Here is a 22039-nt window from a genome sequence, read left to right as displayed (position 1 = left end):
AGCGCGGCGCTCTTTCAGGCAGGCAAGACTGCGTGTGTGAGTGCCCGTCCTTCTCTGTGGCCCACCGACCGGTCCGAGCAGCATCGACGCATGACCGACAAGGTGCCGCCGTTGCTGCGCAATCGGGACTTCCTGCTGCTCTGGCAAGGTTCCGCGGTGTCGAGCCTCGGCTCGAACGCCTCCACCGTCGCCTACGCGCTGCTGGTGCTGGCCCTGACCGGCTCGCCCGCCGACGCGGGCTTCACCGGCTTCGTCGCGCTGCTCCCGCAGTTGCTGTTCCAGCTGCCGGCCGGAGCACTGGTCGACCGGTGGAACCGCAAGCGGGCGATGATCTGGTGCGACGTGTTGCGCGCCCTCACCGTCGGCAGCGTCGCGGCCGCCCTGCTCGCCGGACACCTGTATCTGGCCCACGTGCTGGTGGCGGGCTTCGTCGAGGGCACCCTCACCGTCTGCTTCCGGATCGCCGCCTCGGCGGCGGTACCCAATGTGGTGCACCCCTCCCAACTCGCGCTGGCGCTCTCGCGCAACGAGGCCCGGGCACGGGGCGCCGCCATGCTCGGCCAGCCGCTCGGTGGAGTCCTGTTCGGGCTCGGCCGGGCCGTCCCGTTCCTCTTCGACGCGTTCAGCTACCTGGTGTCGCTGGGCGCACTGCTGATGATCCGGAAGGACTTCCAGGTCGAGCGCCCGGCGCAGCCCGGACGGTCAGGGCGGTTGGGGCAGCTGGGCGCCGAGATCGGCGAGGGCGTGCGCTGGCTCTGGCGGCAGCCCTTCCTGCGGACCACCACCTTCCTGATCGCGGGCAGCAACCTGCTCTTCCAGGCCCTGTTCCTGACCGTCCTCGTGAGCGCCCGGCGGCACGGCGGGTCGTCCGCCGCGATCGGCGTGATGTTCGGCGTCGCCGCCGTCGGCGGTGTGGTCGGCTCGCTGGTCGCCCCCGCGCTGGAGCGCCGGCTGCTGATGAAGGTGGTGGTGATCGGGGCCAACTGGGCCTGGGCGCTGCTGGTTCCGCTACTGCTGGTCGTGCGGAACCCGTACCTGATCGGCGCGGTGTACGCGCTGATGTGCTTCGTCGGCCCGGTCTGGAACGTGGTGATCTCCGCCTACCAGCTCGCCGTGACCCCCGACCGGATGCGGGGCCGGGTGCTCGGTGCGGCGGGCATGGTCGCGTTCGGCGCCGTCCCGCTCGGCTCGCTGATCGGCGGTCTGCTGCTGAGCCGCTACGGCGCCGACACCACGGTGTGGCTGCTGGCCGGCTGGATGGCCCTGCTCGCCGTCGTTTCCACCGTCAGCCCTGCCGTCCGCGCCGCTCCGAGCCTCACCGAGGCCACCCCCCTCGAACCCCAGCCGGCCACCGCCGGCTGAACCCGGCGGCGACGCTTCACCGTCCCGACGGTGCGAACGCGGTCGACGCCGGCGGCACACCATGGCGCGACTGTTGCCTCCGAGACGGCGTAGCGAGCTGAAGTCGGGGTTGCCGCTGCCGGAGCCACATGACTTCCACCGTCCAACCCCTGGCCATGGCCGGGCCATTCCCCAGGCTCCGGCCCCTTGGCCGACCCACGCGGTCACCGCCATTTTGGCCGCGGAGTTGACCGGTGAGTGCCTGTCGGTGATGCCGCGCGAGGCCCAGCGCCAGGCCGGCCTGCAGGCGTCCCCGACCTCTCGAGGCGTCTGTGCACCCGCGAGCCGGCCGTCATCGCCACCTTGGTCGCCCTGTTCGAGCAGGCCGGGGAGGCGGACGTCCCCCCTCGGCACCGCCGGCAGCCGCTTCGCAGCGGGACTCGAAGTCACCCATCTGAGCTCGTCGAAGCGCCGGGCTGCGCGAAGCGGGAGGCTGGGGGCCTGTGCCGTCCGACGCGCAGCTCCTCGCGCCCTGCCCGTGGTTGCTCGGTTGCCCAAGGGCGGATCCTAGCCCTGCTGGGAGAGCAGGGCCTCCACCTCCTCGTCGGAGAGTTCGGCGATCTGGGCCTCGACGGCGTCCGTCACCACTTCGGTGAGGGTGGCCACCGTGGTCGCCTCGAAGAGTCGCCGCAGGGGGATGGTCACCCCGAACACCGCGCTCAGCCGGGCCAGTACCCGGGTGGCGAGCAGGGAGTGGGCGCCGAGCACGAAGACGTCGTCGTGGACGCCGATCCTGTCGATGCCAAGCATCTCCGTCCAGACCCCGGCGACGATCTCCTCGGTGGGGTCGCGGGGGGCCACGTAGGGGTGCTCGAACTCGGGGCGGTCCGGCGCGGGGGCCGGCAGGGCCTTGCGGTCGACCTTCTTGCTTGAGGTGAGCGGGAGTTCGGCCAGTGTCGCCCAGACCGACGGGATCATGTACTCGGGCAGCCGCTCGCCCGCGTACCGCCGCAGTTCGGTGATCTCGGGTGTGGTGTCGCCCTCCGGGACGAGGTAGGCGACCAGCCGGCGGTCCCCCGGCCGGAGGTCCCTGGCGACCACGGCGACCGCCCGCAGGGCGGGGTGCTGGGCCAACACGGCCTCGATCTCGCCGAGTTCGATCCGGAAGCCGCGCAGCTTCACCTGCTGGTCGATCCGGCCGAGGAACTCGATCGTGCCGTCGGCCAGGTACCTGACCAGGTCACCGGTGCGGTAGAGCCGGGCGCCGGGCTCGGCGCCGAACGCGTCCGGGATGAACTTCTCCGCCGTGAGTGCGGCGCGGCGGTGGTAGCCGCGGGCCAACCGCAGCCCACCGAGGTGCAGCTCGCCGGGTACGCCGACGGGGACGGGCTCGCCGTGCGCGTCCAGGATGTACGCCCGGGTGCCGGGGACGGGCCGGCCGATCGGCATCGCCGCCTCCCCGCGGCCCGGCGGATCGGCAGGGACGGGGTGCAGCACGCAGGTGACGGTGGCCTCGGTCGGGCCGTAGTTGCAGAGGAACCGGCCCGGCAGGCCGGTGGCCGCCCAGCCGCGCGCGTCGTCGACGGTGACGACGTCGCTGCCGACGTTCATCAGCCGCAGGCCCCGCATCCGGGGGTCGTCCGGGGTGAGCCCGGCCAGCACCTCCCGGTAGTACGCCGGGGTGATCTCCATGATGGTGATCCGGTGCTCGGCGACCCGGTCGGGCAGCTCGGCGGGGCTCCAGAAGAGCGGGTCGGCCACCACCACGGTGGCGCCCGCGAGCAGGGTCGCGGCGATCTGGTCCATGGCCACGTCGAAGGTGAGCGCGGAGAGCAGCACCACCCGGTCGTCGGCCCGGATGTCGTAGGCCTCGGCGATCACCCGGCAGTGGTGGGCGTAGGAGCCGTGCTCGATCAGCACGCCCTTGGGCTGCCCGGTGGAGCCGGAGGTGTAGATCATGTAGGCGAGGTCGCCGGGCTCGGCCCGGTGCGCGAGGTCGGTGGCCGGGTGGGCGGCGATCAGGCCCGCGTCACCGTCGGTACGCACCAGCGGGCAGCCGACACCCGCCAGCCGGCCGGCGAACCGGTCGGTGGTGACGATCGCGGCGACCCCGGCGTCGCGGAGCATGAACTCCAGCCGCTCCGCAGGGTGTTCGGGGTCGACCGGCAGGTACGCGCCGCCGGCCTTGAGTACCGCGAGCAGGGCCACCACCACATCCGGGCCGCGCTCCATGCAGACCGCGACCAGGCTCTCGCCGCCGACGCCGAGCGACCGGAGGTGGTGGGCGAGCCGGTTGGCGCGCTCGTTCAGTTCGGCGTAGCCGAGGGTCTCGGCGCCGAAGGCGACCGCCTCGGCGTCGGGCTGCTCGACGGCGCGCCGCTCGAACAGCTCCGGTACGCAGACGGTCTCGGCGGTGGCACGGGCCTGGCCGTTCCAATCGTGGACCAGCCGCCGCCGTTCGGGGCCGGTGAGCATCGACGGGCGGCTCAGCGGCGCCTCGGGGTGCTCGGTGACTCCGCGCAGCAGGCTCAGGTAGTGCCCGGCCATCCGCTCCACGGTGGTTCGGTCGAACAGTGCCGCCGCGTACTCGAAGAGGCCGTTCAGGCTGCCGTCGGCCCTCCGCCCGAGGGAGAGAGTGAGGTCGAACTTGGCGGTCTGCCAGGGCGCTGCGACCCGCTCCACCACGATGCCGTCGAGGCTGAGCGGGGTGCGCTGCGCGTGCTGGAGGTCGAACATCACCTGGAACAGCGGGTTGCGGGAAAGATCCCGCTCCGGCTGCAGGTCGTCGACCAGCCGCTCGAAGGGCAGGTCCTGGTGGCTGTAGGCCGCGACCACGTCCTGGCGGACCTGGTCGATCAGCTCCGCGAAGCTCGGGTCGCCGCCGAGATCGGCTCGGAGCACGACGGTGTTGATGAAGTTCCCGACCAGCTCCTCGACTTCGGGGCGGGTGCGCCCGGCGACCGGCGTGCCGACCGAGACGTCGCTCTGGCCGGTGTACCGGGCGAGCAGCAGGTGGAAGGCGGCCAGCAGGACGACGAACGGGGTCACCGAGTGCCGGCGGGCCAGCGCGTCGACGGCCTCGGTGAGATCGGCGGGCACCGCCATCGCCAGCAGCTCGCCGCGCGCGTCGCGGACGGCCGGGCGCGGACGGTCGGTCGGCAGCTCCACCGGGGTGAGCCCGGCCAGCCGCTCGCGCCAGTGCGCCAGGTGCCGCTCCGGGCTGGGGCTCTCCGCCCAACGCGCCTGCCAGGCCGCGAAGTCGGCGTACTGCACGGGCGGGCGCGGCGGCACCTCCGTACCGGCGCGGTAGGCGCGGTAGAGCAGCCCGAGATCCCGGGTGAGCACGTCGGCCGACCAGCCGTCGACTGCGATGTGATGGGCCGTCAGTGCGAGCAGGTGCTCCTCCGCGCCGACCCGCACCAGCAGCACCCGCAGCGGCGCCTCCCGGTCGAGACGGAACGGCCGCCCGGTCTCCTCCCGGAGCAGCGCCTCGGCCTGCTCGACCGCCACCGGGTACGGCAGTCGGGAGAGGTCAACCGGGGTGGTGTCGAGCGGGGCGGGCGGGTCGATGACCTGGACGGGCGAGCCGTCGGGCGCGATGTACCGCGTCCGCAGCACTTCGTGGCGGGCCACCAGTTCGTCCAGCGCAAGGGCGAGCGCCTCGGTGTCCAGCGGCCCGCGCAGGCGCAGGGCCATCGGCACCAGGTACTCGGCGCTGCCGGGTTCGAGCTGGTCCAGGAACCACATCCGGCGCTGCGCCGAGGAGGGCGGCACCGCCTCGGTGCGGGGCACCGGGGTGATCGGGCCGGCGGTGTCGGCCGCCAGCGCCTCCGGGACGGCCAGCAGCTCCGCCAGCCGGGCGACCGTCCGCCGGGTGAACACCTCGGCGACCGGCACGTCGGCCCCGAAGGCCGCGCGCAGCCGGAACACCAGCCGGGTGGCCAGCAGCGAGTGCCCGCCGAGGTCGAAGAAGTCGTCCAGCGCGCCCACCCGGTCCAGCGTCAGCACGTCGGCGAAGACGGCGGCCACCGTGGTCTCCACCGGGCCGCGCGGCGGCACGTGCTCCTCGGTCCGTCCCTCCAGCCCTGGCAGCGCCTCCCGGTCGACCTTGCCGCTGGCGGTCAGCGGCAGCGCGGCGAGGGTGCGCAGCACCGACGGGATCATGTACTCGGGCAGCCGCTCGGCCAGGTGGGCCCGCAGCCGGGCCGGCCCGGGGTCGGCGCCGGGCACGGGCACCACGTGGGCGACGAGCTGCCGCTCGCCGTAGACCCCGACGGCCGCCGCGGCGACCCCGGGGTGCTCACAGAGGACGGCCTCGATCTCGCTGGGTTCGATCCGGACCCCGCGCAGCTTGACCTGGCGGTCGAGCCGGCCGAGGTACTCCAGGCAGCCGTCCGCGCGCCGGCGGACCCGGTCACCGGTGCGGTAGAGCCGCTCTCCCGGAGCCTCCGGGTGGGGGTTGGGGACGAACCGCTCGGCGGTCAGGTCACCGCGCCCGGCGTAGCCCCTGGCCAGCCCGACGCCGGCGACGCAGAGTTCACCGGGGACGCCGACCGGGGCGAGCCGGCCGTCGGTGTCGAGGACCAGGGCCCTGGTGCGGTCGATCGGCCGGCCGATCGCGACGATCTCGCCGGGTTCCTCCCCGGTGTACTGCCAGGAGGTCACGTCGATCGCGCACTCGGTGGGGCCGTAGGTGTTGGTCAGGGTGACGGGCAGCAGCCCGAGTAGCCGGTCGCACAGTTCGGCGGGCAGCGGTTCGCCCGCGCTGAACACCAGCCGGAGCGCGGTGCAGTCGGCGAGCCCGGGTTCCTGGACGAGTACCCGCAGGACGGACGGGACGAGCTGGAGCACCGTCACCCGGTGCTCGGCCACCGCTCGGACCATCGCCGCCGGGTCGCGCGGCACGCCGTCAGCGGCCACTACGACCGTCCCGCCGCAGACCAGCGGTGCCAGGAACTCCCACATCGCGGCGTCGAAGCCGACGGTGGTCTTCTGCAGCACCCGGTCGGCCGGGCCGAGGCCGTGCTCGCGGACGGTCCACAGCACCCGGTTGCGGATCGCCTCGTGACTGACCACCACACCCTTGGGCCGGCCGGTGGAGCCCGAGGTGTAGACGATGTACGCGGCGGAGGCCGGGTCGACGGCGGGCAGCGGCTCGGTGCTCCGCCCGGCGATCGCCTCGCGGTCCTCGTCCAGCAGCACCAGGGCGACGGCGCTGTCCGGCAGTTCGTCGCGGATCCAGGCCTGGCTGATCAGCACCGCCGCACCGCTGTCGCGCAGCACGTGGTCGCGGCGGTGCCGGGGGTGGTCGGGGTCGATCGGCACGTACGCCGCGCCCGCCTGGTGCACCGCCAGCAGGGCGGTGACCAGGTCGGCGTCCCGGCGCAGGGCGACGGCCACCGGGGTCTCGGGGCGGACGCCGAGCTCGTACAGGTGCCGGGCCAACCTGGCTGCCCTGGCGCCGAGTTCGGCGTAGCTCAGGGTCTCGGTGCCGAACACCACGGCGGTCGCGTCCGGCGTCCGGGCGGCCTGCTCGGCGATCAGCTCGGGCAGGCAGTGCTCGGGGGCGGTGACGGCGACGGCCGGGCCGGCGACCAGGGCGCGCCGCTCGGCCTCGTCCAGGATCTCCAACTCGTCCAGCCGCGCCGACGGATCGGCTATGACAGCGGCCAGCAGCCGCCGGTAGTGGCCGCCCAGCCGCTCGATGGTGGCGCGGTCGAACAGCGCGGTGGCGTACTCGAAGCCGCAGCGCAGGTGCCCGTCCGAGTGCTGCTGGATGGAGAGCATCAGGTCGAACTTGGCGATCGGCCAGCCGATGCCGAACTGTTCGACCTCCAGGCCGGGCAGCGCGAACACACCGGTCGCGGGCGGGCGCAGCTCGAACATCACCTGGAACAGCGGGTTGCGGGACGGGTCGCGCTCGGGCGCCAGCTCCTCGACGATCCGCTCGAACGGCATGTCGCCGTGGCCGTAGGCGGCCAGCGCCGTCCTGCTCACCCGGCCGAGCAGCTCGACGAAGGTGGGCCGACCGGACAGATCGCCGCGCAGCACCAGGGTGTTGGCGAAGAAGCCGATCAGCGGCCCGGTCTCGGTCCTGGTCCGGCCGGAGACGGCCGTGCCGACCGCCAGGTCCCGCTGGCCGGTGTAGCGGCCGAGCAGGGCGTAGAAGGCGGCCAGCAACACCACGTTCGCGGTGACGCCCCGGTGCGCGGCCAACTCGTCGACGGCCTCGCCGAGGTCGGCGGGGACATCCACCGCGATCCGATCGCCCCGCCAGTCGCGCACCCGGGGCCGCCGCCGGTCGGTGGGCAGCTCCAGCTCGGGGAGGCCGGCCAGGCGCTCGCGCCAGTGGTCGAGCATCCCGGCGAAGGCGGGCGTGCCGGTCAGGGCTCGCTGCCATACCGCGTAGTCCGCGTACTGCACGGGCAGCGGCTCGACCGGCCGGCCGGAGTAGTGCCGGGCCAGCTCGTCGGCCAGCACGTCGATCGACCAGCCGTCCGAAGTGATGTGATGCAGCGTCAGTAGAAAGATGTGGTCCTGCTCGGCGATCCGGATCAGCGTCGCCCGGGCCGGGATCTCCGCCGCCAGGTCGAACGGCCGCGCGAGATCCTCGTGGACCAGCCGCATCGCCTCCCCGTCCTCCGGTGCCTCCAGCACCGTCACCGGGATGCGCGCGTCCTGGTCGATGATCTGGAAGGGCTCGCCGTCGCGCTCGACGTACCGGGTGCGCAGCACGGCGTGCCGTGCCGTGACCGCGTCAAGCGCGCCGAGCAGCGCCTCGTGGTCGAGCCGGCCGCGCAGCCGCAGCGCGAACGGGACGAGGTAGTCGGTGGCGCCGGGCGCCAGCCGGTCCAGGAACCAGAGCCGCTGCTGGGGGAAGGAGAGCGGCAGCGGGTCGTCATGGGAGACCGGGGTGATCGGAGCCCGGTCGACACGCTCGGCGATGGCCAGCACATCGGCGAGCCGGGCCACGGTGCGGGCGGTGAACACCTCGGCCAGCGGCAGCTCGACGGCCAGCAGCTCGCGGAGCCGGAAGGCCACCCGGGTGGCCATCATCGAGTTGCCGCCCAGCGCGAAGAAGTCGTCGTGCACGCCGAAGTCGGTGATGCCCAGCAGCTCGGCCCAGAGCTCGGCGACGGTGTGCTCCATCGGGGTGCGCGGCCCGGTGCCGTCCTCGGTCGCGGCGGCGATCCGGTGGACCGCCGGGTCGGGCAGCGCCCGACGGTCGACCTTGCCGCTCGGGGTCAGCGGGATCTCGGGCAGCGAGACGTACAGGGCGGGCACCAGATGCTCGGGCAGCAGGCGGCCCAGGTGGGCGCGGAGCTCGTCCACCTCGGGCGCGGCGCCGTCGGCGGGCACCAGATAGCCGACCAGCCGGGCCTCGGCGCCGGTGCCGTGCGCGACGACGGAGGCCTCGCGGACCGCCGGGTGGGTGGTCAGCGCGGCCTCGACCTCGGCCGGTTCGATCCGGAAGCCGTGGATCTTGATCTGGGTGTCCACCCGGCCGGCGAACTCCAGCTCGCCGTCCGGGCGGTGGCGCACCAGGTCGCCGCTGCGGTAGAGACGGTCGCCGGGCACCGCGCTGAACGGGTCGGGCACGAAACGGTCGGCGGTGAGATCGCCGCGCCGGTGGTAGCCGCGCGCCACCTGCGCACCACCGATGTACAACTCGCCCACCACGCCCGGCAGTACCGGCCGCAGGTTGTCGTCGAGCACGTACATCCGGGTGTTGGCGATCGGTGCGCCGATCGGGAGCGCACCCGGTTCGAGGTCGGCGGCGCGGCGCACCAGCACCGAGCAGCCGACGGTCGTCTCGGTCGGGCCGTACTCGTTGAAGACCACCGTGTCGGGCGCGTGCCGCTGCCACGGCGCGAGCATGGCACCGGTCAGCAGCTCGCCGCCGAGCACCAGGTGGGGCGCAGCGGTGCGCAGCGCCTCGGCTGACAACTCCCGTCCCAGGATACCGAGATGAGTTGGCGTCAGTTTCACCAGGTCGAAGCTGTCTCCGGTCAGGGTGGCGACCAGCGCGTCGATGCCAGGGGTGCCGTCCTCGGCGGTGAGGGTGACGGTGGCGCCGGTGAGCAGCGCCGGGAAGAGCGAGGTGACGGGCAGGTCGAAGGTGACCGAGGAGTAGAGCGGGGTGCCCGCGCCCTTCGACAGATAGGTCCGGGCCGCCCAGCTCACGTAGTTGATCAGGTTACGGTGCGTCACCGTGACGCCCTTGGGCTGCCCGGTGGAGCCCGAGGTGTGGATCAGATAGGCCAGGTTGTCCGGCGCCGCCCACTGCTCGGGCGGCGCGGCCCGGGTCCCCGTCCCGACCGGGACGACCACGCCCGCCCAGCCGGCCGGTTCGAGATCCGCGCTGGTGATCAGCACGCCGGCACCAGCCGAGCCGAGCAGCTCCTCGCGGCGCAGCGCGGGATGCTCCGGGGCGAGCGGCAGGTACGCGCCGCCCGCCTTGAGCACCGCGAGCAGGGCCACCACCAGGTCGGGGCCGCGCCGCAGGCAGACGCCGACCAGCGTCTCGGGGCCGACCCCGGCCTCGCGTAGCCGGTGCGCCAACAGGTTGGCCCGGCCGTCCAGTTCACGGTAATTCAGCTCACCGGACGGCCACCGCACCGCGACGGCCTCCGGTGTGCGGGCGGCCTGCTCGGCGAGCAGCTCGTGCAGGCAGCCCGCAGGCATCGGCTCGGCGGTGTCGTTGCACTTCTCCACCGTGGCGTACCGGTCCTCGGCCGAGATCAGCTCGATCCGGTCGAGCGGCGTCTCCGGTGCGGCCAGCACGGCGTCCAGCAGCAGCCGGAGGCTGTCCGCGAGGCGCTGCACCGTCGTCCGGTCGAACAGCGCGGTGGCGTACTGGAGCCGGGCGTTCAGCCGTCCGTCCGGCATCTGGTCGACGTCGAGGGCGAGGTCGAACGCCGAACCGACCAGTGGCGTCCTGACCAGCTCGACGACCAGCCCCGGCAGCACGATCGGCGCGGCCGCCGCGTTGTTGAGCGAGAATGACACCTGGAAGAGCGGATTGCGGGAGAGATCCCGCTCGGGGGCCAGCTCGTTCACGATCAGCTCGAACGGCGCGTCGGCGTGGGTCAGCGCGGACAGCGTGCTCTGCCGAACCCGGCCCAGCAGGGTCTCGAACGAGGGCCGGCCGGTCAGATCGCCGCGCAGCACCACGGAGTTGACGAACAGACCGATCAGGCCTTCCGCCTCCGTCCGCGAGCGGCCCGAGACGGGGGTGCCGACGGGGATGTCGGTCTGCCCGCTGTAGCGCGCCAGCAGCGCCTGGAAGACCGCCAGCAGCACCATGAACCTGGTCACCCGGTGCCCCCGGGCGAACTTGTCCACCTGGGCCACGAGTTCTGCGGGCAGCTCGAACCGTACGACGTCGCCGTCGCCCTCCCAGACCGGCAGCCGGGGGCGGTCGGTGGGCAGCTCCAGCGGGGCCATGCCGGCCAGCCGGGTGCGCCAGTAGTCGAGGCGCTCGGCCAGTCGTGGGCCGGAGAGCCGCTCGTGCTGCCACTGGGCGAAGTCGGCGTACTGGATCGGCAGCGGCGCGAGCGCGGCGGGCGCGGCGCCGGTCCGCTCGCGGTAGCCCGCCGAGAGTTCGGCGCCGAGCAGGTTCCAGGAGAGCCCGTCGAAGGCGATGTGGTGGACGACGATCAGCAGCAGGTGGTCCTCGTCCGCGAGCCGGGCCAGCAGCGGGCGGATCGGCAGCTCGGTCGCGAGGTCGATGGGGCGGCGCAGCTCGCGCTCGACCAGCTCACCGGCCCGGCGCTCGCGCTCCTCGGGGGCGAAACCCGTCAGATCGTGCTGCTCCCAGGCCAGCTCGGCGACCTCGCGGACCTGCTGCACGATCTCCCCGCCGAGCGACAGGCATCGGGTGCGCAGCACCTCGTGCCGCTGCACGACGGCGGCCAGGGCGCCGGTCAGCGCGGCGGTCTCCAGGGCACCGCGGATCCGCAGCGCCAGCGGCAGCAGGTAGTCCGGCGAGCCGGGCCGTAGCTGGTCGAGGAACCAGAGCCGCTGCTGCGAAAACGACGCCATCCGAGCGGCACCCGTCCCACGGTCGGCATCCCCGAAGCTGTCGTCGCTGTCCACCGGCTACCTCCACGGATCCCCATGACGCACACCGCGTCCGTCGCGCAGCCTGCCGGGCACGGGCCCCGGGACGCCAGGGACGGACCGGCAGCGGTCGGTTGCCGGTCCTGCTGCGCGTCTGTCTCTGGTCCGGGCGCGCTGCGGCGGGCACGCTCGCCCCGTACCGAATCATCGACACACCCCGCACCGGGCACTCGTGCCGGCAGGGCGACACGCCAAGGAGGGCCGTTCATGGCCGAGGAAGACGCCGACACCCGCCCCTACCTGGTCGTGCTCAACGACGAGGAGCAGTACTCGATCTGGCTCGCCGACCGGGAGCTGCCGCTCGGCTGGCGCGCCGAGGGCACCAGGGGCAGCCGCGAGGAGTGCCTGGCGCACATCGGCACCGTGTGGACGGACATGCGCCCGCTCAGCCTGCGGCAGCGCATGGAGCAGACAGCGCGCGGTTAGCGACGATGACCACGCCTGCTCCGTCCCTGCCCAGCACGTGGGCGCGAACTCTCTGGGAACCGACTATGCGCGAATCTGACGGCGAGCTGTCCGGGGTGCTCGGCACCATCGGCGGCACGCCGCTCGTGGAGCTGACCCGGCTCGACCCGTCGAGCCCGTTCCGGATGTACGCCAAGCTGGAGGCCCACAACCCCGGCGGCAGCATCAAGGACCGGTCCGCGCTGGAGATGCTCCAGGACCGGATCCGCGACGGCCGGCTCGTCCCCGGGCGGTCCGTGGTGGTCGAGTCCAGCTCAGGCAATCTGGGTATCGGGCTGGCCCAGGTGTGCGGGTACTTCGGGCTCCGCTTCATCTGCGTGGTGGACCCGAGGACCAACAGACAGAACATCGCGATCATGCGGGCACTGGGCGCCGAGGTCGAGGTGGTCACCGAGACCGACCCGGCCACCGGCGAGTACCTGCCGATGCGGATCCGCCGGGTCCGGGAGCTGGTCGAGCGGATCGACCACGCCTACTGGCCGGACCAGTACTCCAACCTCCTCAACCCGCGCGCCCACCACGCCACCATGCGGGAGATCTTCGAGGAGGTGCCCGGCGGGGTGGACTACCTGTTCTGCGCGACCAGCTCCTGCGGCACCCTGCGGGGCTGCGCGGAGTACGCGCGGGCCAACCGCCTGCCGGTGACGATCGTCGCGGTGGACGCCGAGGGCAGTGTCCTCTTCGGCAACGCCCCGGGCCCCCGGCTGATCCCCGGCCACGGCGCGGCCGTCCGGCCGAAGCTGTACGGCGAGGGGCTGGCCGACGCGGTGGTGCACGTCGCCGACCTCGACTGCGTGGTCAGCTGCCGCCGGCTCGCCGCCCGCGAGTCGATCCTGGCCGGCGGCTCCTCCGGCGGGGTGGTGGCCGCGGCGCTGAGCATGCGCGACCGCATCCCGCCCGGCTCCACCTGCGCGCTGGTCTTCGCCGACCGGGGCGAGCGCTACCTCGACACGATCTACGACGACGACTGGGTGACGGCACGCTTCGGCGACGTCTCCCACCTCTGGAAGGAAAGGAAGTCGACCATGGGGGTGGCATCGTGCTGATTCTGGGAGCCGGTCAGGTCCGGCAGGCCCTCGACGGCGCCGAGTCGGAGGTGGTGGAAGCGGTGCGCCAGGCGTACCGGCTGCACGAGCGCGGGCTGACCGAACTCCCGCACTCGGTCTTCCTGCGCTTCCCCGACAACGCCCGCAACCGGATCATCGGGCTGCCCGCGTACCTCGGAGACGACACCCCCGTGGCCGGAATCAAGTGGATCTCCTCCTTCCCCGGCAACGTGGCCGCCGGGCTGGAGCGGGCCTCCGCGGCGCTCATCCTGAACTCGATGCGGACCGGGCAGCCGGAGGCGCTGCTGGAGGCCTCGGTCATCTCGGCCCGCCGCACGGCGGCCAGTGCCGCCCTCGCCGCCGCCACGCTCGCGCCCGCGGGGCCGCAGACCGGTGTCTCGCTGATCGGCTGCGGCGTGATCAACTTCGAGGTGCTGGTGTTCCTGAGCGCCCTCCTCCCGGAGCTGGACACCGTGACCGTCTTCGACCTGGACCGGAGCCGGGCCGAGTCGTTCGCCGCCCGCTGCACGGCCCGCCGGCCCGGTGTCAAGGTGACTGTGGCCGACCGGGTCGAGGACGCGCTCGCCGCCCACCGCCTGATCGCGCTCGCCACCACCGCCTCGACACCCCACCTCGCCGTCGAGTCCTGCCGCCCGGGCACCCTGCTGCTCCACCTGTCGCTGCGCGACCTCACGCCGGAGACCATCCTGGCCGGCGTCAACATCGTCGACGACGCCGACCACGTCTGCCGGGAGGCGACCTCGCTGCACCTGACCGAACAGCAGGTCGGGAACCGCGACTTCATCACGGCCTCGCTCGGCGAGATCCTGGCTGACGACGGCTACCGGCGCGACGAGACCGCCCTGACCATTTTCTCCCCCTTCGGCCTGGGCATCCTCGACCTCGCCGTCGCCGACCTCGTCCGCCGCACCGCCGACCACCTCGGCCTCGGCACCCGCATCCCGGACTTCCTCCCCAGCTAACCGATCAGGATGGGGTACCCATCGGTCAGTCCATCCGGAGGTCGACAGCCAACCTGCACAGGGCCGCCCGGTCGGACCGCCCGGTCTTGTGGATCAGGCTCGCCAGGTGTTTCTCCACCGTGCGCGGCGAGATGGAGAGCCGCCGGGCGATGTCCTGGTTGCCGGGCCGTTCGACCAGCAGTTCGAAGACCTCGTACTCGCGCGGGGTGACGCCATGCGCCCGCAGCTCCGCGGGTATCCGGTCCCGCCCGCCGCGCCGCTGCGCCACCCTCGCACCGGCCTGCCGGATCATCGCCCGGCAGGCCCCCACCACCGGCGGCACGTCGAGGTCGTGGAAGTGCTCCTCGGCTATCCGCAGCCACCCCACCGGGTCGCCCCAGCCGTCCGCCAGCGCCGCCTCCGCGAGCAGCCGCAGGCCCAGGTGATGGCCGGTCGGGAACAGCTCGGCGCTCTGCCGCGCCGTGCGGACGACGTCCATCGCCTCCTCCGTCCGCCCCTCGCGGCCCAGCAGCACCGCATCGGCGAGCAGCAGGAATTGCCGGTTCCAGGCCAGTTCGGCCGCCGGGGCGGCCGCCACGGCGGCGTACTCGGCCCGGCCCGCCGTGCCCGCCAGCACGGCCAGCAGCGGGCCGAGACCGTACCGGCCGCTCAGGTAGTACATGCTCGGATGCTCGTCCTCCCAGGCCACCGCGGCGGCCAACTCGGCCGTCGCCAGCGTCCGGTCCTCCTCCAGCAGCGCGCAGAAGGCCCGGCAGAGGCCGAGCAGGACGGGCGTCAGGAAGGACTCCGAACCGTCGGCCCGGGCGAAGGTCAGCAGGTCGCGCTCCATCTCCCGGCGGCGGCCCCGGTGCGCGGCGAGCGTCGCCGAGGTGAGCAGCAGGTACCGGTGCGTCCCGAGGTTGCGCATCCGCGCGCTGGCGTCGAGGCAGCGGTCGATGATCTCGCGAGCCGTCCCGAGATCTCCCCGCAGGACGGAGTTCATCGCCAGCAGAGCCTCCACCCGCTGGGTCAGCACGATCGCGCCCAACTCCCTTGCGGCGTCCCTGGCCTGTTCGAGCCTGCGGGCGTCGCCGGTCCGCATGAAGGCGTTCCCACCCAGCCGCATCAGCGCCTCCACCCGCCAGACCGGCAGGGCGTGCTGCTCGGCCACCGCCAGCATCCGCTCCAGGCAGGCGTCCGCCGCGTCGAAGCCGCGCTCGCGCGCCAGGAGTGCCAGCAACTGCCAGGCCTGACAGGCCACCACCGGGAGTTTCTGGCGCTCCGCCACCTCGGCCGCCTCGCGGGCGAGTCGTTCGGTGTCCGCCGGCCGCCCACCCTGGCCGGGGAGCAGTGCGAGGTGTGCCTCGACCACGGCGAGTTCGGCGGTCTGTTCCGGCCGGCCGGAGTCGCCGAGCAGCGCCTTGGCGGCGGCCACCTGACGGATGGTGTCCGCACTGCGCTCGGCGATCACGGCCACCCAGGCCAGCCGGGTGTGCAGGGCGCCGCCGCGCTCTCTGCCGAGGGCCGCCGTGCCGAGCTGCGGCAGGGTGGCGACCAGGGCGAAGGCGCGGTCGAGCTGGCCGAATTCGGCGAGGGCGTAGAGCAGCGACTCGGTGATTTCCGTCCGGGCCGGCCCGGTGGCGAGTTCGTAACCGCGCTCCAGCAGCAGGACGGCGGTGCCAGAGGCTCCGCCGGCCAGCGCCCGACGTCCCGCCTCGGCGTAGAGCAGCGCCGCACCGGCGGGGTCGCCGCCCGCGACGAGCAGCCCCGCGACCAGCCGGCACCGATCGTCGGAGAGCGCCGGGTCGGCCGCCTGCAGCGCGGCCGCGGCCCGCCGCGCGATGGCGGCCCGCTCGGCAGGGGAGATCCCGGCCAGCAGTGCCTGGGCGGTGAGGGCGTGCCGGAAGACGTACTCGTCGGCCGCCGAGGCGTCCGGGAGCACGAAGTTGGCCCGGGCCGCGACGTGCAGCTGGTCGAGCAGCGCCCGGTCACCGTGCCCGGTGACGAGCTGCAGGGTGGAGAGCGTGAACCGGGCGCCCAAGGCCGCTGCGAACAGCAGAAGTTCACGGGTCTGCGGGTCGAGCAGGTCGAGGCGGTGCCCATAGCCCTGGACGACCGTCGCGGGGACCGTCTCGGTCAGGTCACCGACCACCACCCAGGTCCCCTGCTCGCAGAGCGCCCCGGAGCGGACCATCTCGGCGAGTAACTCCTCGATCAGGTAAGGGTTTCCGTCGCCCCACCGGACGAGCCGGTCGACCACCGCGGCAGGCACGCGCTGATCCGGCACACCGAGGCAGCCGGCCGCGATCGCCCGGGCCCCCGGCTCGTCGAGCGGCTGGAGGGCGACGACCGAGGCGGCCCGCCGCCGCTCGGCCGCACGGGCCAGATCGAGCGCGGGCCCGGGGTCCGGCCGCAGGGTGGCCACCAGCAGCACGGGCTGCCCGGCCAGATTGTCCATCAGGTACTCGACCACGGCGACGGTCTCGGAGTCCGCGTCGTGCAGGTCCTCCAGAAGCAGGACGCAGCCCGCCTCCCGGCCGAGCACGGTCAGCAGCCGCAGCAGCGCCTCGGCGAGTTCGACCACACCCTCGGGGGAGCCCGGGTACGCAGGATTCCGCCATTCGGGAATCAGCCGGGCCAACGCCAGCCGGTACGGCACGAGTTCCGGGTCCGCCGGGACGCCGCTGGTCCGGAACCGCGAGTGCAGCGCCTCGGCGAGCGGACGGAACGGCGTGCCCGCACCGGCCGAACTGCCACGACCGCGCAGGACCGGCAGACCCATACCGGCGGCCTGGTCGGCACAGTCGCCGACCAGGCGGGATTTCCCCATCCCGGCCTCGCCCAACAGGAAAACCGTGTGACCGGCCGCTCGCTGAAGTTCTGTCAGGGTGCTGTAGAACAACGCGAGTTCGGCGTCCCGGCCGATGGTGACCGGCGAAGTGGTACGCATATCGGCAGGTTACTGGATCATCCCGACGAAATTCGACAGTTTTCGAATGTGGCCACCCCGGCGCAACCGCACGGCCATCGCGACGGCACCATCCGGCCTCCCCACCCGTATGGTTCTGTCACAACGGTTTCACCGGGCCGACCACAAACCACCGGGTCGTCGTGGCTGGTCACCGGCGGACCTGCCAAGCCGGCCGCCATCAGGCCTGTCGCTCCTGATTACCGGCGTTCCTCTTCGGGTACCACGGGAATGGTCACGGTCGGCCACGGGTCGTGCGAGAGCCCGACACTCTGGTACGCCCCCAGCAGGCCGGAACGGCGCCCGAGACCGCCGCCCGCGCGCAACCTGATCTCACCGGCCGGGTGATCAACCGCGGTGCCAGACCGCGTGCCCGGCTGCTTCCACGACTGCACCAGATCATTGGCATTCATGATGACAGGTCTTCCTTTCCGGAGGGTTGCGCCGTCGGAACCGACGGACGTTCAGAAGACGGCGGCCGCAGGAGCAGCGCCGAAGCCGTGAGGTCTGCGAAGCCGAGCCGCAGCAGGCCGTGGCCGATCCCGGCGAGGCCGGTCAGCAGGCCCGGGGTGGGCAGGGCGGCGGGTGTGCCGCAGCGGGGACCGTGCCGGTCGAGGGCTTCCAGCAGGGCACCGGTCCGGCGGGCCAGCGCCCGGCCGGCCTCGGGGCCGGGCGCGGCGCCGAGCAGTTCGAGGATGCCGAGTTCACCGTGGCAGAGGCTGTGACCGGGCAGCGGGCCCGCCGAGGCGACCAGCCGGACGGCGTCCGCGACGGCCGCGGCCAACGCGGGGTCCGCCATCGCGGCCGGACTGTCGGCCAGCGCCAGCGCGACACCGGGCAGGCCCTCGCACCACGACAGCTCGGACACCCCCTCGGCGCGCGCCGCCGCCGACGACGCCGTCCCCGTCACCGCCGACCGCAGTGCAGCCGTGCCGGCCCGCTCGTACCGGGCTCCGCCCCCGGCGGCCGCGAAGCCGAGCAGCGCCCAGCCCACCCCGGCCGCGCCCGCCGCGAAGCCGGGCGTCGGGGGCAACGGCCGCCCGACCAGCCGGGCCGCGCACACCTCGGCAGCCCGCCGGGCCTCGGCCGCGCCCGTGATCCGATGCACGGCGAGCAGCGCGGCCAGGCCGCCGGCGGTGCCGTCGCGGACCCCCTGCGTGTCCTCCGCCTCGGCGGCGGCGACCGTGAGGGCCGTCGCGGGCGCGATCCAGTCACGGATCTCGGCATCGTCCAGCTCGGTAGCCACCCGGGCGAGCGCGTAGACGATGCCGCCCAGACCCGCGAAACCCCCCGACCCGACCACGCCGAGCTCCTCGGGCCGCGCCGCGAGCCGGTCCAGCAGGCGCGGCACCGGCCGCAGCACCCGGTGGGCCGCCTCCGCGTAGCGGGACTCGCCTGTCAGCGTGGCGAGTTCAGCCAGGAAGAGAGCCGGCCCCAAGTAGCCGCCCGCCAGGTCGGCGCCTGCGGGGCCGACCCGCCAGTACCGGTCGCCGAGCAGTTCGAGCGCGAGCCAGTTCGTCCGGGCCGGGCCGCGGTGGGCCCGGCCCAGCAGCTGGTCCGCGATGCCCCGGGCGGCGGCGAGCAGCCGGTCACGGGGGGCAGCGATCCGCGCCCCTGGTCCGGCGGCCAACCGCGCAACCGACTCTGCGATCGGCGTACCGGTCCCGTGGGCGGGGGCAGTGGACCGGCTCGCCATCGCCGCCCGGACGATCCACTCCTGACCGCCGAGGCTGCCGGGGCTGTCGGCGTCGGCCACGTCCCGGTCCATCGCGCGGAGCCGGTCGGCGACCCGGTCCAGACCGGGGCGTTCAAGGGCGCCGGGCAGCCGTCGGCCCGTGCCGCTCCACAGGTGCACCGCTGCCGGCCTGGTGGTGAACAGCGGGATGTCGCCCTCCCACAGCTCGGCGATCTCGTCCTCCAGGACCAGCGGCCAGCCCGGGTCGCCGAGGGCGTCCGTCCCTAACAGCCGCAGGATCGCGTCCCGTTCCGCCGCGTCCCGCAGGACATCGGGGTGGGTCGACTCGCTCAGCACCATCGCGTACTGCTGGGTGTCCCGCGCCACCACCCGTACCACGTCGTCGGCGAACCGTTGCAACAGGCCCTGCTCGCCCAGCAGTTCGTCCCGGCCGTCCAGGATCGCGCGCCGCCCGGCGCGGAGCCCGGCGAGCAGCGCCTCAGTGTAGGTCTCGGGGTCGGCGTCCACGCCGTCCAGCCGTGGGCGGTTCGCGGCGCCGCCCAGCGCACCGACCCGGCGGACGAGCCGCATCTCGTCGGTGCCCGCCGCCGCCCAGTCCACCACCTCCACCGGCGACCGGGCGCCCGGGTCTCCGCCCAGGCCGGAGGCGTCCAGCGCCGTCTCGTCCCCGACCAGCAGATGCGGTAACAGGCCGGTCCGGAGCACCGATCCGGTCAGTACGAGCGCCGCCGGGTCCTCCTCCGACTCTTCCCCCGCGGCCACCGGCGCCGCCGGGCCGGGCGGGTGGAAGAGGGTCTCGACGTCGACCAGGACGGGCTGGTCCGCGCACGCGATCAAGTTCTCGTAGTGCAAGTCGGTGGCGTCCAGCAGGTGGACCAGGGCGAGCAGTGCGCCCTGACGGTGGTAGAAGCGCTCCACCTGCGTGCCCGTTGTGCAGGGCTCGGGGGAGACGTACTCCACCCAGCCGTAGTCGGACCGGTCCAGCAGGGCCAACGTCCGCAGCCCGGGTGTCCCGGGCCGGGCGTTGAACCAGCCGACCAGTTCGTTGAAGTGCCGGTGCACGTCGATCGGCCGCGGCTTGTACACCACCCGCGTGCCGTCGGCGAAGCGCAGCACCGCGACGCTGCGCCCGCGCCGGTGCCCGTCGCCGGCCGTCCGGTCGACCGCGACGAGCGGCCCGGGGTCGGCGCCGTGCAGCAGGGTCGCCACCAGCTCCGCGCGGTCGGCGCCGAACCGAGCGAGAAGTTCCGCCAGCGCGGCGGCGGAGTTGACACAGCTCTGGGCCAATATCCTGGCGAGTACGGGGTATTCGTTGAACAGTGCGGTCATTCCCGCCCGAGTCGAGACCGTGCCGAGGAAGGAACGGAAGCGCTCTGACCCTGTGTCGCCCGAGAGTCGCTCGCCCACTCTGGCGACATGGAGTTCCAGGATCAGCGTCCGGGCCGCCAGCCGCCCCAACGTCGCGGCGAGCCGGCCCGCGAACTCGCTGACGACAGCTTCGAGTTCCACCGGTATGCAGCCGACCGCCGAAGTCAGCCGCGCCCCGGCCAGCTCGGCGAACGGCGCGAGAACGGCCGCGAACCCACTCGTCCCCGGCAGGTCACCGCCCGGCGCGGACGGCTGCGCCGACATCCCGGCGAGGGCCGTCTCGGCGAACTCCGCCCACTCCGGCCGTTCTCTGCACGGCAGTTCGGCGGGGTGAAGGCCGCGCACCCACCAGGCGGACATGAATGAGTCCACCTCGGTTGATGACGTGCTCGTAACGATCACAGCCAGAGAGTGTCAGCCCATGGCCGAGTGCACAAGATTGCCTGCGGATAGCGAGGGCCTCCCCCGGCGGGGGGCCACGGACGCGAGGCGGATCACGGCGTCCGTCCCGAGGACCGGACGAGCCAAGGTCCTCGCCCAGGATGCTGTACGACTCGCGGCCTGACGTCGGCCCCGCATTTAACCGCTGGTGTCGTGCCCGGGGCAGGGCTATGGTTCTGCTCATCCGTTCCCGAGGGAACGGTGTTGGTTCGTTGAGAAGAAGCAGGAGGTGAGGACATTGATGACTGTCATGGTGACGGGCGCTGCCCGCATTCAGGAGTTCATCGTTCCCACCCCTGTGGTCTCCGGCTGACACCCACTCGACTTCCGCGCGCAGAGCGCGCCGCCGGGGCCACCCTGTGAAGGGTTCCCCTTGTTCAACGCTTCGCTCAACACATCTTCCACTTCTGATGCTCAGCACGTCCTCGCCGCCTATGGCTGGGACGAAGGCTGGGCGGCCGAGTTCGCTCCGTACGCCGCGCAGGGGCTGATCCCCGGCAGAGTCGTACGGGTCGACCGTGGCCAGTGCGACGTCGCCACGCCTGCCGGCGTCATCCGGGCCGACACCGAGTTCGTAGTTCCCCGTGATCCGATGAAGGTCGTGTGCACGGGGGACTGGGTCGCCGTCGATCCCGAAGGCGGTGATCCGCGGTACGCGCGCACGATCCTCCCTCGCCGTACGGCCTTCGTGCGGTCGACGTCGTCGAAGCGTTCCGAGGGCCAGGTGTTGGCCACCAACGTCGATCACATCGTCATCTGTGTGTCCCTCGCGGTCGAACTCGACCTCGGGCGGATCGAGCGGTTCCTCGCCCTCGCGATGTCCAGCTCCAGTGGTGATGCGCTGCTGCATGAGTCGGCACTCTCCTGGGAGTCGGGGGCGCAGCCGCTGGTCGTCCTCACCAAGGCGGACCTGGTCCCGGACCCGGCCACGCTCGGGCACCTCGTCCAGGACGTGGAGACCACCGCGCCGGGCGTCCAGGTGCTCACCGTCTCCTCCGTCACCGGGGAGGGCATGGACGTCCTCGCCGCCGTCGTCGGGAACGGCACCAGCGTGCTGCTGGGCATCTCCGGCGCCGGCAAGTCCACGCTGGCCAACGCGCTGCTCGGCGCCGAGGTCATGGAGGTCCAGGAGGCCCGCGAGGTCGACGGCAAGGGCCGCCACACGACGACGACGCGCAACCTGCTCGCCCTGCCGGGCGGCGGCGTCCTGATCGACACGCCCGGCCTGCGGGGCGTCGGCCTCTGGGACGCGGAGGCCGGAGTCGGGCAGGTCTTCTCGGAGATCGAGGAGTACGCGGAGCAGTGCCGCTTCCACGACTGCGCCCACGAGGCGGAGCCGGGCTGCGCGGTACTGGCCGCGGTGGACTCCGGCGAGCTCCAGGAACGCCGGCTGGAGAGCTACCGGAAGCTGCTCCGGGAGAACCAGCGGATCGTGGCGAAGACGGACGCGCGGGTGCGGGCGGAGATCCGCCGTGACTGGCGGATCAAGTCGGCCGAGGGCCGGTCCAACTACGCCGCGAAGCGGGGCGGTCGGGCCTAGACGATTAAGTCCGAAGTCTTGGTCAGTGGTCGTAGGCGATTAATGACCTGGTCAGCGGTGTTCCGCTGGCCCGGTTGTGCCAGATGGCTG

The 22039-nt window shown here is 73.1% G+C and carries 9 protein-coding genes; 5 read left to right on the top strand and 4 right to left on the bottom strand.

Features of this window, described 5'->3' with window-relative positions; all coding sequences use genetic code 11:
• Window positions 1-90 precede the first annotated feature (90 nt).
• Window positions 91-1362 carry an MFS transporter gene (locus ACZ45T_RS37020; RefSeq protein WP_468448549.1) on the top strand — a complete coding sequence of 424 codons (1272 nt, stop codon included), beginning with the start codon at window positions 91-93 and terminating at the stop codon, window positions 1360-1362.
• Window positions 1363-1908: 546 nt separating this feature from the next.
• Here the strand turns inward: ACZ45T_RS37020 and ACZ45T_RS37015 are convergent.
• A complete protein-coding gene (locus tag ACZ45T_RS37015) occupies window positions 1909-11385 on the bottom strand; it encodes a non-ribosomal peptide synthetase (protein WP_468448548.1) in 9477 nt (3158 codons plus the stop codon).
• A gap of 285 nt (window positions 11386-11670) precedes the next feature.
• On the opposite strand from ACZ45T_RS37015, the gene ACZ45T_RS37010 reads away from it, so the two are divergent.
• The 3 genes from ACZ45T_RS37010 to sbnB all read left to right on the top strand — a co-directional run bounded on the left by ACZ45T_RS37010 (window position 11671) and on the right by sbnB (window position 13957).
• Window positions 11671-11889 (top strand): MbtH family protein, encoded by a 219-nt coding sequence (locus ACZ45T_RS37010; RefSeq protein WP_327412338.1) that lies wholly within the window; start codon window positions 11671-11673, stop codon window positions 11887-11889.
• A gap of 65 nt (window positions 11890-11954) precedes the next feature.
• A complete protein-coding gene (gene sbnA / locus ACZ45T_RS37005) occupies window positions 11955-12974 on the top strand; it encodes a 2,3-diaminopropionate biosynthesis protein SbnA (RefSeq protein WP_468448547.1) in 1020 nt (339 codons plus the stop codon).
• Window positions 12968-13957, top strand: coding sequence for a 2,3-diaminopropionate biosynthesis protein SbnB (sbnB, locus tag ACZ45T_RS37000; protein WP_468448546.1), 990 nt, complete (start codon window positions 12968-12970; stop codon window positions 13955-13957). Before sbnA ends, sbnB begins: the two co-directional genes overlap by 7 nt.
• A 25-nt stretch (window positions 13958-13982) precedes the next feature.
• Here the strand turns inward: sbnB and ACZ45T_RS36995 are convergent, their stop codons facing one another.
• From ACZ45T_RS36995 to ACZ45T_RS36985, 3 genes are all read right to left on the bottom strand, one after another.
• Window positions 13983-16886: a helix-turn-helix transcriptional regulator gene (locus tag ACZ45T_RS36995; protein WP_468448545.1), complete on the bottom strand. Its 2904-nt coding sequence runs from the start codon at window positions 16884-16886 to the stop codon at window positions 13983-13985.
• A gap of 218 nt (window positions 16887-17104) precedes the next feature.
• A complete protein-coding gene (locus ACZ45T_RS36990) occupies window positions 17105-17317 on the bottom strand; it encodes a hypothetical protein (protein ID WP_468448544.1) in 213 nt (70 codons plus the stop codon).
• Entirely contained in the window at window positions 17314-20328 is a 3015-nt protein-coding gene (locus ACZ45T_RS36985; protein ID WP_468448543.1) for a type 2 lanthipeptide synthetase LanM family protein, read from the bottom strand. The genes ACZ45T_RS36990 and ACZ45T_RS36985 overlap by 4 nt, the downstream gene beginning before the upstream one ends.
• A 454-nt stretch (window positions 20329-20782) precedes the next feature.
• Between ACZ45T_RS36985 and rsgA the strand changes: the two genes are divergently transcribed.
• Window positions 20783-21949: a ribosome small subunit-dependent GTPase A gene (gene rsgA / locus ACZ45T_RS36980; RefSeq protein WP_468448542.1), complete on the top strand. Its 1167-nt coding sequence runs from the start codon at window positions 20783-20785 to the stop codon at window positions 21947-21949.
• Window positions 21950-22039 lie beyond the last annotated feature (90 nt).

Source organism: Streptomyces sp. NPDC030995, from assembly GCF_055571215.1.
The sequence above is the reverse complement of the archived record's forward strand: the minus strand, read 5'-3'. Positions and strand labels throughout refer to the sequence as shown.

Coding starts and splice junctions, on each gene's coding strand:
- sbnA (WP_468448547.1), top strand. CDS start 11,955: ATGCGCGAATCTGACGGCGAGCTGTCCGGGGTGCTCGGCACCATCGGC.
- ACZ45T_RS37015 (WP_468448548.1), bottom strand. CDS start 11,385: ATGGCGTCGTTTTCGCAGCAGCGGCTCTGGTTCCTCGACCAGCTACGG.
- ACZ45T_RS36990 (WP_468448544.1), bottom strand. CDS start 17,317: ATGAATGCCAATGATCTGGTGCAGTCGTGGAAGCAGCCGGGCACGCGG.
- ACZ45T_RS36985 (WP_468448543.1), bottom strand. CDS start 20,328: ATGTCCGCCTGGTGGGTGCGCGGCCTTCACCCCGCCGAACTGCCGTGC.
- ACZ45T_RS36995 (WP_468448545.1), bottom strand. CDS start 16,886: ATGCGTACCACTTCGCCGGTCACCATCGGCCGGGACGCCGAACTCGCG.
- ACZ45T_RS37010 (WP_327412338.1), top strand. CDS start 11,671: ATGGCCGAGGAAGACGCCGACACCCGCCCCTACCTGGTCGTGCTCAAC.
- ACZ45T_RS37020 (WP_468448549.1), top strand. CDS start 91: ATGACCGACAAGGTGCCGCCGTTGCTGCGCAATCGGGACTTCCTGCTG.